Here is a 16,317-nt window from a genome sequence, read left to right on the forward strand (position 1 = left end):
TAAAATGATGGTATGATGTATAATTATTTTTTTAGTTATATATGCAGAATTGCAACGGTTTATAAATTTTTAACCATTTCAAATTGATTGATGTCGTTGATTAACCCTTGTTTTTCAAAAAATAACTTTAAATTTTCTGCTGCTTCGTCTATGTTATTGAGTTGTACTTTCTCGTTAGATATTTGTTGTTGTACTTCAGTTAATAGTTGTGTTGCAATACCTTTTCGTCTGTATTCAGGTGTTACGGCAATTTGGTAGATTCGTTTTTTGATGGGGCAGAAAAGTAAATATCCGACAAGTTTTTCATCAATGAAAGCTCCTAATGAAACCGGTTCTATGACATCCATAGTTGGAGCAGAACTTTGCCAGCTGGGAGTAATATCCCAAAACGATTGCAGTTTTTTCCAATAAAAATCTTTTAAAGGCTGAACAGATGAAAGATTAGAAACGGGTTTTACTTCTAATTTCCCGTCAAAACACAGTAATTTGCGTTGGATGAAGAAACCATTTTTTTCATAGGCACGAATAGCTGAATGATTGTCTTCAATGACTTCCAAGACCAATTGTTGAACGTTATTTTCTTTCAAAAACGGTAGAATATATTCGTACATTTTTCCTACCAGACCTTGTCCGCGATATTCAGGAAGTACACCTGTACCTGCATTGTATACCATGGTTTTATCTTCCGTTTTTCGAACACCATGCATCATAAAAGCTATCAATTGATTCTCTTCAAAAATACCTACAGACCATTCGAATACAATATCTTCTGATATTATTTTAAATTCCAATTGAGTGTTATCCAGTTGAAAAGGGACAATATAATCAGCAAAAGAACCATTAATAGCCTGTAATAAATCAAAGAAATCCTTTTGGGTTAGTTTACGTATCTGCATTTTCTGTTTTTTATAAAAGTACTTAAAAAAGTGACAATTTATTTCAGCTTTTTGTTATAAGTTAAATGGTTGTTTTAAGAAATGTAAGCATAACTAAAAGATGTTTCGAAGCTCAACATAAGAAGAGAATCTTTTATAGAAAAAGCATTAGATGATTAAAAAAAATGTGCATTTGTTAGCGGTCATCTTTTATTTCTGAATTTCATTTTCATAATTTGACAAAGTCTTCCATATATCTTCTATTTCTGGCCACACCTCATCAGTAAAATCAGTATCGGTATTTACCAAAACTATTTTACCAATTTTGGTTGTTGGGTTAAAATACATGGCAGTAAAGACGCCGGGATCAGAACCATTATGACCAATCATATTATTTTTAACGGTTAAGAAATCATCACGAAACTCAATGAAAATTCCATAATGTTCCGTTTTTCCATTCTCTGTAAATTTCTGTTTTTCGAATAGCTTTTTATAACTTTTTTTACGCAATAACTTCCCATTTCCATCATTTCCGTTTATCAATTCAGATAAAAACAATCCTAAATCGTGACTCGAGGTAAGAAATCCACCATCGGCATAAGTGATGAGAGAATATTCGGCAATCATTTTTTCTTTGTTTGCAAATAGTCTTGAGCGTTTCTTGGTATCGATATCTGCTGCCATCCAGCCGGAATCATTCATTTTTAATGGTTTCAAAATGTAATTTCTAGTAAAAGAACGGTAATCTTGTCCGGTTGCTGCTTCTATCACTAACGCACAAAGAGCAGCTCCGATGTTAGAATAGTCACGTTTTTCTCCAGGTTTTGTATTTAAAAATGTCTTCTTTTGGTACCATATTCCGCTTTCTGTTAAACTATTTTGTATGAAATCCTGCAATGGAATAGCGGTCTCAGGTTTGTTAAAATAATTGTAAACACCTTCATTTTCATCATGTTTGTCTTTTGTTAGGACATAAGATTTTGCATAGATTTCATCAAGATCTGTAATGGAAGAAGTATGGTAAGCCAAATGCTTAATTAAGATAGGAACTTCCGGATGATTTGGATTGATAATCTTGAAAGGTAAATAATCATTGATTGGATCGTTGATGTTTAATTTGCCTAATTCTTGCGCTTTGAGTAAGGAAATCGCTATCAGTGTTTTCGATATTGAGGCGATGTTTTGAGTGGTGTGTGATGTGTACAGGTTATCTTGTCCAATAGTTGAATATCCAAACCCATTATCATACATCAAGCCTTTTTTATTGACGATAGAAACGGAGAACCCTTTGATGGCATCTTTTTTATAAGCCAATTCTAAGTTTTGAGTGAGGATATGATCTATTGTACTGTGGTCTTTTTCAATTTTTTGAACAGATTGACACGAAAATAATAGGGTAGACGAGATGAGAATTAAAAGTTTATATTTCATGAGTTGTTTTATGTGATAGACGATAGATTTTGAATTTGGTTACAGTTATTTTATTCGGATGAATTACTTTTTTGTGAAACTAATTTAGTATATTGTTTTTAGAAAAACAATTTTACGAGGAGAAGAATAGCGTGAAAGACAGTGTTTTATCTAAAACATATTGAAAGGGTTCACTCGTTTTGTGGGATATGATGTTTTAATTAAAAAGGTATTAATTGGTTGAATTTTATATTCTATTTATTTGTTAGAATAAAGGAAGCGAGTTATTTGTTTGTAATGAGTCTTTGTATTTTTTTAGCTTTATTCTTATTATCTTTATTTATCTGATATATTTTATAGCTTAAAACAAGGCATAATATTATTCCAAAAAAAAGAGAAATATGGCTTATGATTTTATTTCTGTTTTTTAGCTGCTCAATTTGATAATTATAATTTTTTCGTAGATTATCAATAAATGAGTTTATTGATTTTAGTTCTATTTGTTCTCGATCAAACTTTATTTTTTTATAAATTTCTTTATTTTTATGATATAAACTAAAATTCCCAATCGTTAGATAGGTATTAGATAATCCTTTGTAAATGCCTTCATTTAAAGTTAAATCACCTATTTTCTCTGCTTTTACAACAGCCTTATTTAAAAGTTGGAGAGACATCATCGGATTGTTTTGTATAGAATAATTTTGAGCAAGCCCTTTTAAAGCAAATGCTTGTAAACTTTTTGCTTCTGATTTTTCTGCAAAATGAAGCGATTTAGAAAAATAATGATGAGCCATTTCATAATTATTTTGATCAATATAGTTGTACGCGATATTGTAATATACGATGCTTATATTATTAATGTTAGGTTTATTTTGTTCAGCTTGTTCAAAATAATCAATTGATTTTAAAAATTTCGATAAGGCTATTTCATAATTTCCTTGTGACCTATAGATAATTCCTTTTACAGCGTTACTTTTTCCCAACCATGCATTTTTGACTGGATCAAGATTAGAGTCCAAATTTTGAGCAATATTTTCAGCTTTATCCAGCATTTCGAAGCTTTTATTATACAACTCCATGTGTTGATATTGAATAGCAGTAATAATGAAAACATCAATTTTTATGCTTGGATTATTGGATTTTTGTGATAATTCTTGCGCTTTTAACAACACATCTAATGATTTGTCAATATCTCGTTTAGCGGTATAGGCTTTTGATAAAAAGAGCAAATATTTTATCTTAATATCAGCTGCTGTTGCATTTTTTTCTAATCTTATTCCTTCTCTAATAGCCTTTTCCGGATTTTCATAGATATAAGTATTCATTTTCTTAAAGAAGGTGTCGTCTACTTTTTGTGCGTTCACATAAAAGGAAAAAAAAATGGAGAATATCAGTATGATTCTAAATGGCATATTTAATTATTTTTTTGTTCATTAATTTGCTTTATGAAGTCATTTGGAGACATACCTGTAATTGATTTAAAAACAGCTGTAAATGCACTATGAGATGAAAAACCGGTCACTTCTGCAAGATAGCTTACTTTATAATTGAGATAAACGGAGTCTGTTTTTAATTTATTTATAATATATTGAATTCTTAAATCATTGATATAGGCATTAAATTTTTTATTTTTAGAATTTTTAATAATTTCTGAAAGATATTTAATATTCGTATCCAAATTTACAGCCAAAGCAGAAAGTGACATTTGTTTACTAAGATACATTTCTGACTCCTCAAATAGTTTTAATTTATCTAACAAAATATTTTCTGTCTCGGAAGATAATAATGGTTTACTCTTTAGGTTGTCTAGCGTTGACGGAGAAAACTTTCGATTATTTGAAGCAGTAGATTTTATGCTAAACTTTTCAAAGAAAAGAAATTGTTTATCGAGTTCTTTCTCTCTCTTTTTCATAAAGTAAAAGACTATTGAAAGAAATAGAATTAGAAGAGATATAGAAATAATAAAAGTATATAGTTTTTCGGAGTATTCTTTTTTACTGAATTTGATTTCTTCTTGATTTACACTTTCCAATACAGTTACAAGATAACTAATTGCAAGCCTTTTATCTTTAGTTATATTATCTTCTGATTCATTGTACAAAAGGTCGTATTTTCGATATTCTTCAATATTATTGTCTGCGAGATAAGCTTCCGAAAGTAATTTATACATATCAAGATTTAGTTTTTCAAAACCTTTATTTTCAATTTTATGCAAACCTGACTGCACGAGAGTAATACTTTCTTTTGGTTTTTGTTGTAAAAACTTTACTCTAGCTAGCTGCTCCTGAATAGAAGCATAAATGTAAGTATATTTTAAAATAATTTTGTTCTTTAAAAGAGCGGTATAAAGTTGATCAGCTTCAGTATATTTTTTCGTATTCAATAATAAAGTCCCTCTATAAATTTCGTTCTCTATTCTCAAGATTTCTGATTGTAAATTATTTGTATTTAAAAAGGAGTTACTTTGTTTTAAATCGTAAAAGGCTTCGTTATAATTTTTTAATATTCCATTGTTTATAGCTTTTATTCTATATAGTTTCGCTTTTATTAATTCATTTTTCTCATGATGTAAATTTTTATTTTCTTTTAAAGTAGTTGTAATGATTTCTTGAGATTGACTATATAAATCCAAACTTTGATACAATTCTGCAAGACAGTATTTTAAAAATAAGTCGTAAAAAGAAGATCTTTTTCCTTTTATTATCTCACTAACATTCGAATAAGATTTTACTGCTTGAGAAAAGTTTGCTTGTAAAATATAGGCTTTTGCAATATTATTTTGATATAAAATTTGATTATCAGATGTCTTATTAATTTGTATAAAATCTTGTGAAAACTCTAGACTTCTTTTCGGATCATTATACATTAAATAATATGATTTTTCTATCAAATAAGAAAAGTCATTTCCTTGTTGACCAAATAAAGAGTTAAGAGATCCCAAGGAGAATAGGAATAATGAAAAATAAAGTGGTTTCAAATTTGTAAAAAAACGAATTTATCAAATAATCCGCTTATTACAAATAAAATTCTTCTTTTGATACTGCGAATTATTTTTTTAAATAAAGGAATAAAACCAAAAAAGATGGAAGATGTAAAATGTATATTGTGTTGTTTATGAGTTTTTTAATTTTTTTTGTTTCCGTTTTTCTCGAAATTTGATAGTATAACAATTGATTTAATTTTATAATCAAAATAGCTTTACCACTTAAATAAAATTAACATTAAAATGAAAAAATTATTATTAAGTGTAGCTATTGTTTCGTTCAATTATATACATGCACAAAATTATTTTGGAACTGAATTTATAGGAGAGGAAGGGGTAAATTCTCCACAAGGATTTACAAAGAAAGGCAACAAACTTGTTCTTTCATCATCTATAGGTGGAGGTCTTACAGGAAATTTTCCAATTTCTTTCAAAGGAGGGAATGCAGATGGAATATTAACGAGTTTAAATGCGACTGATGGAACTATAGAATGGATCAAACAGTTTGGTGGCGGTGGTGATGAAGTCATAATTGATACTGCTATAGATGATGCCGGCAATTATTATGTTACAGGTTATATGACAGGAGGAGGAAGTTCAGCAATGGATGCTGATCCAGGTCCAGGTGTTTACCTACTTCCTATACCTTCTGCTTTGTCAAATCGTGACATTTTTATTGTTAAACTTGATGCTAATGGCAATTTTTTATGGGCCAAACAAATGAGTACTCCATCAGGAGCAGGAAATGAAGAGATTTGTTCAATAAAGTTGGACTCAAATGGTAATATTTATTTAGCAGGTTTTTTTATAACAGTAGATTTTGATCCAAGTCCACTTGAGCAATTATATGTGGCTTCAGGAAATGCTGATGCATTTATTGTAAAATTAACCAGTGATGGAGATTTTATTTGGGTGAAGACATTTGGGAGTGATACCGGAAAAATTAGCGGAATTAAAAGTATGGATATTGACGAATCAGATAATATTTATGTAGCAGGAAGATTTCAAGGTTCAATAGATTTAGATCCGGATTTAGTAAATACAGATATTAAAACATCAAATGGAGGATATGATACATATCTTGCAAAGTATACATCTGAAGGGAATTATGTTTGGGGAAAAACTTATGGAGGGAAAGGAAATGATATTCCTGAGAAAATCTTATTAGCCAAGGGGAATTTATATGTCGGTGGTTCATTTAGTGGAGAAGTAGATCTGGATCCAAGTCCTGCTAATTCTACATATTCTGCACCTGAAGGACAACAAGCTTATGTTTCAAAATTTGATATAGATGGTAGTTACCTGAAATCCTTTGTAGTGGAAGATAATACAGCTAATCCTAATACAATCAAAGATGTATTTGTTGATGACAAAGAGAATATTTATTTAAGTGGATTGTTTCAAAATATGACCATTAATGCAACAAATTATTCTACTCCTTATGCTAATGCTGATACTTTTTTTCTAAAACTTGATCAAAATATGAATTTTTCAAGTATTTATTTAATTCAAGGAGTTGGTAAGCAAAGTGTTCCTTATATCAATCAACTAACAGATACAAAGTTTATCACTGCTGGAGCTAGTAAACAGAATGCAGATTTCGATTATACGACTGAAACTTCTCCGGAAATTCCTACAAATGCACAGATTTACACTCACATAACTAAACTTGATTTTGAAAAAAATGATTTGGGAATGGTCGAAGTAAAAGGAAATAAACAAATTGATGTATTTCCAAATCCTGTAGTAGATATTATTCATATTACTTCTCGAAATAAATTAAACGTAGTTTCTATTTATAATTTAGAAGGAAAAACTGTGATGAAACAAGATAAATTTGATCTTAACCAAATCAATGTATCCTTCTTACCAAAAGGAGTTTATTTATTACAAGCGACTGATGAAAAAGGAAATATTCATCAAGCAAAATTTATAAAAAAATAATATTGATTTTTTTAAAACCCAATAATGGATTAATCTCTGTTATTGGGTTTCATTATTTTTCAATTCTTATAGAATCATAGCCGAATTCGTTTTTTGGTAATTTGAACGTAGTAGATTTCGTATTGAATTTAAGCTCAGGTTCAAATCCATATCCTTTTATTTTATCATTGATTGGAAAAAATGTGGCACCTAAATTCGATTGAAATAGATTTCCCAATAATATCTTATAATCTTTTTCATTTGTTGAATTTGGTAGTCCGATAAAGTTATAATCATAGTTTATTGAAATAAAATTTCTGGAAACATCATCTGAAAAAACTAAGATTTCATAATTTGCGCTTTTTTTATCAAAATGTGAATAGACCTTAAATAATTTAATTCGTTCATTTAGTTTTCCATCCGTATAAATTTTTGCAGGAATTGGCTGACCTAAATTTCTTGATGAGGAAAAGATAAATTTTAAAAGAATTGGATTAGAATATAAATAAATTCCAATAATAGAAAGGATTGAAAAAAAGTGACTAGTATTTTATTTCTTATGTTCATTGAGGATGGGATTAAACAGCACAGAATTGTAATAGTGGTTAAATCGATTTTAGGTGTAGTACAATTTAGAATTTACCATTTCAGATTCGTGGGATATTCTAAATCAAATTTTGGATTCTTAATTCCAAGTTTATTGGATAATTCGGTGAATTCTAATTTGTTCATTGGTCCGTAAACTTTTTTATCTTGAAAAGTTTCAGTCGTTCTCTCAATAATATAATAGTTAGTAATATTCAGATCAATTATATCATCGGATTCTACCAAAGGATGTTGTTTTGCAAAAATATATTTATCATGATGTCCTGCGGCATACACATAAGGAGGTACTATTTGCTCTCCTTTGTATAAGGCTCTTTGTTCATGCAAATCTATCCAAATTACTTCGTAATCATCCACAACAGTATCTGAACCGCTATCAAAAAGACCACAACTTTTTAGCGTTAATAGTGAAAAATAAAGATGAATATTAGTCCTGTTTTATGCATTTTTTGATGTATTAAGAGGATATTATATCTATCCGTAAAATAACGAAGAAGGAGTTGAATGTTTGATTTGTTTATACGTTAAAATACTAATGGACGCTGGATTTTGAGAATAAATTAATGATGATAACTCCTACAACAATGAATATAATCCCAATAATTGCCGGTAGATCTAAGCTTTGTTTATAAACGAAATATCCTACCAATGAAATGAGTACGATTCCCAAAGCAGACCAAATTGCATAAGCGATACCTATCGGAATTCCTTTCAAAGCGTGCGATAATAAATAGAATGAAGTGGCTAATGAAAGGATAAAAATGATAGTTGGAAGTGGTTTAGTAAATTGATCCGTCTTTTTTAAAAATGAAGTTCCAATGACCTCAAAAATTATAGCAGCAAGAAGGAAAAGATAATTTTTCATATTCGTCTCATATATTCGTTTCCAAATTTAACAAATCCAAAAATAAATCAACGACATGTCACTTTTTATTTTGTAGAATGGGAGAGGAGGTGATAGAAAGTTATTTTAAAAGAAGAAGAACAAGGTTAGAGTTGATAATTAAAAAATGTTTCGGCAAACTCAACATGATAGAGAAGATGCGATTCAGAGACAAGTTTTAATATTCATTTTTGTCTTGATACAAAAACGAACCAAAAAAATCAATACTTCGATTTTCGACGTTCAATTACCATTTCACGCACTAAAAAGATTAAATGACTCGTTACCACTTGCTAATCTTTTTTGCGCTTGTTTCAATGGATTGAAACTCGTCTGTCGTTTTAGAATTCTATGTTAGAAAGCTTTTAGCCTGTAAGGTTTTAAAATATTTAGTGGAATGAGAACATTTTTAGTAGAGAGGTTTACAGCCTTGAGTTTTGGTTACTTTTTAGTCAAGTAAAAAGTAACAATAAAGAAAAAGGAATACCTAAGCCAAGCTGTGGTTTACTGAAATTATGTTATGACTTCTCCTTTTAATCTCAAATTTTTAATTTCAAATTATCAGGAATTTGTGCAGTTGCAGAGACTTTTGAAAACCTTAAAGTGCTGTATTTACTAAGGGTAGTAAGTTAGCTGTAATTGTTCTTTAATGCACTTTGAGCTTCTATGACGAGATTTTCTTTCAATTTTTTAAGTTGCTCTTCTCGACTTAAATTTTTATGATACAAAAGTAACCCGTTATCATTCCAATCTTGAATTTCACGATACCACGTAAATAAATGCTCTATTTTAAGCTCTTCGCCAATATATTTTTTTTCATTATTTTGCCAATCAAATTGCATATAAACTTCATTGTTTAATTTGTTCATCAATTCGAATGCCTTATTTGGATTTTTTATTATTTCCTTTAGAGAGTATTTGGTCAGATTTTTTGCTGCTTCAATTTTTGATGGCAGCAATATATTCAACTCTTGTAAAGCTTTATCGAAATATTGGAGAATTTCAAATGGATTATCATTTTGATTCATTCCGGCAAGGATATAAATCGACTCAGATTCCATATTTTCATTCAGTGCAATAAGTCCTATTTCAGGTAAATCTTTAATGGTAAGATTCCCTAAAATATAAGTTGAAATATGTTCAATAAAGTTCATACTTGAGTTAGATGTTTCACAATTAAAACTCAAATATATGGATATTAAGTTGGGTAATAAATAGATTTAAAATTCTTAAAACTTACTCATACATAAGGTTGTTAATTGTGTAATAATGATAGGTAAACAATATTCATAAAAAACAATGGGTTGCGTAAAAGTCACAAATCTCATTTAGAAAATCTTAAACGAGATGCTGTATTTTTATTTAATTGTAGTTTGAGATATGCACTGATAGTGCTTTGTGTTATATCAGTTCTTGTCCGTTTAATAATCTTTCAATATTTTCTTTCGTGTCGTTGTTTGGTTCAACTTCTCGCAAATGTCTAATTTCTTTCTCAATTTCTGATGACCAATTTTCTTGTTTCCATTTGTCTAAAACTTTGATTGCCATATTTCGGTTTCTTGTTACAGGATTTCTAAGTGATGTTAAGACAATTTTCTCTCCTTTTTTAGGATAGTTTTCCAATAATGTAGTTGCATATTCAAGACTTGCGTGTTTGTTATAATTGTCGCCAAATCCATTTGAATCTTTCACACCTGTTGCCAATTCGTCAAAAGGCAAATGTTTAAGAGCAAAGTCTATGATTTTGTCGGAATGTTCGGGTTTACTGTAATGTGTAACGTCATACCACGAAGAACTGTCAAGTGGTTTTTCTTCCAATCTTGCCCAAACAGTTTCCCATAAGTCAATTCCTAATTTTTCTGCTGCTTTTTTGGCGTTCCAATAAATTAGATTGTCATCACTTTTTAAACCTTCATACGCAACAATTTTCCAATCTCTACTATTCAAAATTTCAACGATTTCAATTATGCAATTTGAAATAATGTCTTGATCCCAACCATTTTTCTTTTGGTCTCCAATATCGTTATGTAACTCCGTGAGAAAGTCTTTTATTTTGTGTAAAGCACTAAAGTCTGAAATATCAGTTGTGTGCTTCTTTGCGTGTCTTATAAAATCTTGAATTACTTGCGAAGCAAAAGGATAAGTAGTAATGTCTTCGGCTGGACTATGTTCTACGATGAGTGCTTCAATAATATCAGAAGCCGATTTGAAAAGGTTGTGTTTAATCTGTTCGCTGTCTAATTTCTTATGTAATTCTCCATTGATCGCACAAGTGTAAGCCAAGTATTCGTACATAATACTGTTTTTGTAACCATCAAGTATCAACCAATCTTTGATCGGCTCTTTTAATTCAGGTCTTGCCAACCTGTCAACTAATTGGATTTTTCCCCAACCGTCAACTTTCTGTGCTAATTCCCAAAGGTCATTTTCTACATGGTCAGATAAATTTGCAATTGCTATAGTTGAATAAACAGTAAATTCATCGTGTAATCCTAAAATTTTTATATCGTTGAGAACTGATTTAGTTTGACACAAACCTAAAATGGCAATTCCGAATTTTACAGCATTTCTTTTGTCTGCTCTTGTTACCAAATCTTTTGCGAAATTAAAAAGATAAGGCTGAATAGGCAATGCTTCGTTTACGACTGCTTGTAAAAACTCGTCAATAATTCCAATTACACCTTCATTTTCTGTGATTAATCGGTAAAATTTTTGTTCACTTATTTTATCACCTTTTGTAGCAATCTTTTTCAAATGTTTTGAAAGTTCTGTGATTCTCTTTTTTGAATCAACTGAATCATCTGCACCAAACATAGCGTCCATAAGTCCTGCTGCAAACCTTATTTTTTCATCATCCTTTTTTTCATCTGGCAAGTCGTGAGCAGCTTCGGACAAGTATCCTTTATTGTCCAAGTTTGAAAACAGAAATTTAAGAATAGAATTGTCCGTTCTCCATTCTTCAACCTTTATTGGTTCTTTCTTGTCAAATATGTCTTGTAACCATTTTTTTATCATAGGAACTGTTATTTTTGTTTAATTGTCAATGGGCCGAGTATTTAATAAAGTACTGAAAGCTCAAGTTGATTGAAGAAAACTGTTTTGAATAATACCACGTTAACTACAGTATTTATCTATTATATTTTTTAATATTGTTTTTTGATTGTCATTCAATCCAATCAGCGTAATACTAGAATATTTGCAATTATTTAATATAGAAAGGATATCAAGTGGATAATATTCAATTTTAATTCTATTAAATTCAGTTGTATAAATTTTATCAATTATTTGTGTCTCCTTTTCTTCAAAATAGAGAGCGGTTGATAGAATATCATCTCCAAAAATACTCATAGAATAGGTAGGTAATAAGTATATTACACTTTCATAAATATAAATATTGAATTTTTTTTTAATTGTGTTAAAGGGTAAACTCAACTGCGATTTATCTTCACGATAGACATTGCATCGAATATTTTTAAACTCATAATCACAGATCTTTCTAAATTTTCTAGAATAATGTTTGCTAAGAAATAATTTCCATAATTTAAGAAATAGTATGAGTGTAAGAATAATGAAAATATAATTTAGATTTATTTGCATACGGGATCAAATGTTACAGCTAGCAAGTTAAGTATTTACGAAGAACCAGAGAGAAGTTGAGTGAAAACCAGTTGTTCAAACAAATTATTCTTTTCCCGAAACGAAATTACGTTATTGAATTTATAAAAACAAAAAACCACTTTAAAAATCACTTTTAAAGTGGTTGTATATTCTATTATTTTTTTATCTTCTGTAACTTTCCAATTCACCTCTTGTCCTACATACAAGATGAAAGCTTAGTTATTCAGCAGCGATCAATAATGAAACGTTCAAAATACATTTTAGTAACTCCTTCGTGAATAATGATTTTTTAACTACAATAATCAATTTATCCGGATGCATCAAAAATCAACCTATATCGATTTGGTAGAGGACCATTTAGAACCAAAAGTGACATTTCCTTCTTGAAGTACAAGGTCAGAATGGAGAAATTCTGCGGCTTCAGCAGATTTTTTCACTTTAATACTACTACGGTCAATCATTTCTTTTTCGTATGGTTGCAAAACTTTTTCACGTAAATGAAGCTCTTTATTTTGCCCAGTGCGAGCTGATGTGATTTTCTGAGCCAATAGCAAGGCATCCAACAGGGCTTGGTTAGCGCCTTGTCCTTTAAAAGGACTCATCGGATGTGCTGCATCACCTATTAAAGTAACAGGTCCGGCATTTCTCAATAAATCATGGCTTAATAAAACTCTGTCATAAACAGGATATCCCGTAATTTCTTTCGTTTCAGTTGCCGCTATTATTTGTGGAATAGGCTTATGCCATTGAGTTCGTTTAGACACTTCAGTTTTTAAGTCTTCCGCTCCTTTTTTACTCAAAGCCTTGGCTTCATCTTCTGAAATTGGAAAACTAAATTGCCACATGATCGAATCTTTATCATAAGGCATCATGTACATACGCTCTATACCGTTTGCTGTTTGAAATACAGTTGCTCCATCTAACAGAGGATCGTCTAGGTTTTCTAAAGCATTCAATTTACAGATTCCCAAGATAACGATACAACCTAAATAACGCAATGGACTTGTTTTTTCATTGATCAATAATCGGCGAACCGAACTGCGTATCCCATCAGCACCAACAAGTAGATCTGCTTTAAATGCTTGGTGAACTCCATTAACATCAAAGGTTAATTCGACTTTTTCACCAAGTTTATACCCTATTAATTGATGATTCCATAAAACGTGGCTACTGCCACCCAATTGGTTTAAGAGAGCCAAACGCAAAGACTGTCTGGCAATATGAATATTGGTATGTTTATTCTTATTTTTAGCTTGTATAGCTTCTTTAGCAAGTAATTTCCTTAATCCCCATTCACCAATTACATTTCCCTCAACAGTATGTGCCAAATGGAGTGTTGAAACTAACCCCGCATCTAAATTGGAAATACCAAACTTTTTCATTTCTTTACTGGCTTGTTGTAACGTTAACCCGTAACCTTGAGAACGATCGTTAAAAGAACCATCTCTTTCAAAAAGTGTAAAAGGAATTTGTCGATGTAAACAAGCTAATGCGAGCGCAATACCACCAATTCCGGCACCAACAATAGCAACATGAGGATAATTATTTTCATCAGCCAAAGGCCGCTCATCTGTAGGTACCAAACCGCTACCTAAACAGGACGGACAAGTTTGCATCGAGCTTTTTGGCTTGACCGGAACAACGGTCGCATGTTCATTCTTTTTAAATTGAGCAAGTGCAGATTCATAGCGTAAGAGTTTCTTCTTCGAAATTCCTTGGCTTTTTCTTCCATGGCCATTGCAGGTTTTACAACTGATACAATTTACTATTTTACTCAATTTTAAAATTTTTATGAAACAATATTTTATGCAAAAATATGATTTAAGTGATATTTAGAAAAATCTTGAATAAAAAGAGGGGAATGACGTCTTAAAAATTAGGAGGAAGTAGGCGGGGCTATTAATAATAATTCATTAACCGTTGTGTATGATATGATGTGAAAAACAAGAATTATAATACTGTTAGACTAAACAGCATTAAAGTTTTTTTTCTTAATTGTTTTCTGATACATAAAGTGTTAAGCCCCTATTTATAACTATTTAGAGTAGCATGATGTAGGATTGGTGTATTGAATTTTATCAGAAAATTAACATTAATATCTTTAATTGATAAATGATCAGTTTGTAAAAAAGAGATTTATGCTGTTTCATGCTGTTTCAATTGCTCGATAAAATAATAAGGTGTTACATCATTCATTTTTTTAAAGGCATTTACAAAAGCATTATAACTGGTAAATCCACACTCTTCTGAAAGTGAACTGATTTTATATTGTCTGTACTTTGGTTCATGGTATAGTTGGTGGACAATATAATTTATTCGCAAGCCATTAATATAGTCTGTGAAATTTTTATTTCTATAAGTTTTAATAATTTCTGACAAATACCTTGTATTTGTATGAAGTCTATTTGCCAATGAAGTTAAACTGATATCCTTCTGCAGATATTTTTCCGATTGTTCAAACTTTTCAAGTTTTAGAAGTAATACTCTTATCGTTTTGTCTGTAATATTAATAGAAGAAGATTTTATATTTTGATCATTTAACTCGAGTAGTGTATTTGCATCTTTTTCATTTTTTATTTTTGTGATAAGAGCTTCATATTTTTTATGATAATCATGGTTCTTTTTAGTAATATAACCCCATGCAGCAATTAGAATCAATAAAATAGTAATCGATACAATTAATAAGGTTTTTTGTTTGTACTTATTTTTCTCTTTTGTTGACTTTTCAATTTGATTTCTTGATTGCTGTACGATTGTTTTTTTCTCTGCGGCGTTAATACTATCATTTAGATCGGTATACAATTTCAGATAAATATTTTCATTTTTTGCGTCTTTTGCAGCTGCGTAAGCATCTTTAGTCACCTTATAAGCCAACATTCGTTCTCTGGGATTCTCCTGAATTTCTTTAGTACGAAGTAATTTAGTTGCATAATTTATAGCTTGCTGATAATCGCCCTTCTTAGCATAAAAATCACTTACAGAGAAATAGACACCAGTTTCGTTTGCTTTAAAGTAATAGGGTGTTATACGTTCAAAACTCAATGCTTTTTTAATGTAAGGTTCTGCAAGTTTAACATGAGGAGGATTATAGGCGTGCAAATAAGTTGCACTTACGTTAGTAAGTGCTGTTATGTATAAATAATAATAAGTCTCTTTTTGAGAAGGAGAAAGATGGGAGATAGGAATAGTCTCAATAAGCTCAAGACTTTTTTTGATGTTTTCAATTATTTTGTTATTGTTGTCAAGTCCCTCAGACATGCCTGCTTTATTTGCATAAATTCTTGACAGTTGCATGTGTTTACTTGCTAGATCTGGTATCTTTTCACCATATTCAATCGCTTTATCGAAGTCAGCTTCAGCCTCAGGAAATTTATCCAATATAGAACTAACAGTACCTCTTAGCGTATAGGTTAAACTAAGCGAATAATAATCTCCGGTTTGTAGAGCTAAAGCTTCCAATTCTTCACTGTATTTCCCAAATAGAATATAATCGTTATTGTTAAAAGCAACCACTTGTAAAATGGCAAGTCCTCTTATTTCACCAGGTATATCATTCACCTTTTTTGATTGAACAATCAGTTTTTTGATGACCTCAACATTTGATGCCTCATTACCCTCTTTTTTTATTTTGTCATAATAGGCAGTGATTTCTTTAGCTGTATAGCCTTTTTCTGAATTTTGCCCGGAGACAATGTAAAGAGAAAAGAAGAAGAAACAAATTAAAAATATTCTGATAATTAGCGTGGATAGGGATAAGTTGGTTTTTTTTTTTGTTAATGGTAAATGTTTAGTCATTCATAAATCGATTTATCTTGAAACTATAATTCTTTAACTTAACAAGGTAAAATAGCTTCTTATTGTTCAGTGATAAATTTACTATATAAATTTTGCGAATGACTAAAACCAACTTGTACATTTTTTAACAATTCTGAAAGACAATTAAATTCTTATTTCATGAAGTATAAAAGTTTGTAAATGAGTAGTGTGGATTGTTTTTATAAATTAAGAATCCACATGAA

At 30.2% G+C, this 16,317-nt stretch carries 11 protein-coding genes; 1 reads left to right on the forward strand and 10 read right to left on the reverse strand.

Annotated features, from left to right (window positions below):
* Window positions 1-59: 59 nt before the first annotated feature.
* The 4 genes from H277_RS0113490 to H277_RS0113505 all read right to left on the reverse strand — a co-directional run bounded on the left by H277_RS0113490 (window position 60) and on the right by H277_RS0113505 (window position 5,262).
* Window positions 60-896, reverse strand: a complete 837-nt coding sequence (locus H277_RS0113490; protein ID WP_019976138.1) for a GNAT family N-acetyltransferase — start codon at window positions 894-896, stop codon at window positions 60-62.
* 189 nt (window positions 897-1,085) lie between these two features.
* Window positions 1,086-2,306, reverse strand: coding sequence for a serine hydrolase domain-containing protein (locus H277_RS0113495; RefSeq protein WP_019976139.1), 1,221 nt, complete (start codon window positions 2,304-2,306; stop codon window positions 1,086-1,088).
* 263 nt (window positions 2,307-2,569) lie between these two features.
* The gene (locus H277_RS0113500) at window positions 2,570-3,610 is read right to left on the reverse strand and encodes a tetratricopeptide repeat protein (RefSeq protein ID WP_019976140.1); all 1,041 of its coding nucleotides are present in this window, start codon (window positions 3,608-3,610) and stop codon (window positions 2,570-2,572) included.
* A gap of 89 nt (window positions 3,611-3,699) precedes the next feature.
* Entirely contained in the window at window positions 3,700-5,262 is a 1,563-nt protein-coding gene (locus H277_RS0113505; RefSeq protein ID WP_154652446.1) for a helix-turn-helix domain-containing protein, read from the reverse strand.
* 249 nt (window positions 5,263-5,511) lie between these two features.
* Here H277_RS0113505 and H277_RS0113510 point away from each other — a divergent pair, with 249 nt between their 5' ends.
* A complete protein-coding gene (locus tag H277_RS0113510) occupies window positions 5,512-7,212 on the forward strand; it encodes a T9SS type A sorting domain-containing protein (protein ID WP_019976142.1) in 1,701 nt (566 codons plus the stop codon).
* Between the two features lie 618 nt (window positions 7,213-7,830).
* Here the strand turns inward: H277_RS0113510 and H277_RS0113520 are convergent.
* From H277_RS0113520 to H277_RS0113550, 6 genes are all read right to left on the reverse strand, one after another.
* Window positions 7,831-8,154, reverse strand: a complete 324-nt coding sequence (locus H277_RS0113520; RefSeq protein WP_019976144.1) for a DUF3997 domain-containing protein — start codon at window positions 8,152-8,154, stop codon at window positions 7,831-7,833.
* 175 nt (window positions 8,155-8,329) lie between these two features.
* Window positions 8,330-8,662, reverse strand: coding sequence for a DMT family transporter (locus tag H277_RS0113525; protein WP_019976145.1), 333 nt, complete (start codon window positions 8,660-8,662; stop codon window positions 8,330-8,332).
* A gap of 647 nt (window positions 8,663-9,309) precedes the next feature.
* Window positions 9,310-9,834 (reverse strand): hypothetical protein, encoded by a 525-nt coding sequence (locus H277_RS19105; protein WP_019976146.1) that lies wholly within the window; start codon window positions 9,832-9,834, stop codon window positions 9,310-9,312.
* A 247-nt stretch (window positions 9,835-10,081) separates the two neighbouring features.
* A complete protein-coding gene (locus H277_RS0113535; protein ID WP_019976147.1) occupies window positions 10,082-11,695 on the reverse strand; it encodes a hypothetical protein in 1,614 nt (537 codons plus the stop codon).
* 935 nt (window positions 11,696-12,630) lie between these two features.
* The gene (locus H277_RS0113545) at window positions 12,631-14,076 is read right to left on the reverse strand and encodes an FAD-dependent oxidoreductase (RefSeq protein WP_019976149.1); all 1,446 of its coding nucleotides are present in this window, start codon (window positions 14,074-14,076) and stop codon (window positions 12,631-12,633) included.
* 358 nt (window positions 14,077-14,434) lie between these two features.
* Window positions 14,435-16,093, reverse strand: coding sequence for a helix-turn-helix domain-containing protein (locus tag H277_RS0113550; RefSeq protein WP_019976150.1), 1,659 nt, complete (start codon window positions 16,091-16,093; stop codon window positions 14,435-14,437).
* Window positions 16,094-16,317 lie beyond the last annotated feature (224 nt).

Source organism: Empedobacter brevis NBRC 14943 = ATCC 43319 (genome assembly GCF_000382425.1).
Taxonomy (GTDB): domain Bacteria; phylum Bacteroidota; class Bacteroidia; order Flavobacteriales; family Weeksellaceae; genus Empedobacter; species Empedobacter brevis.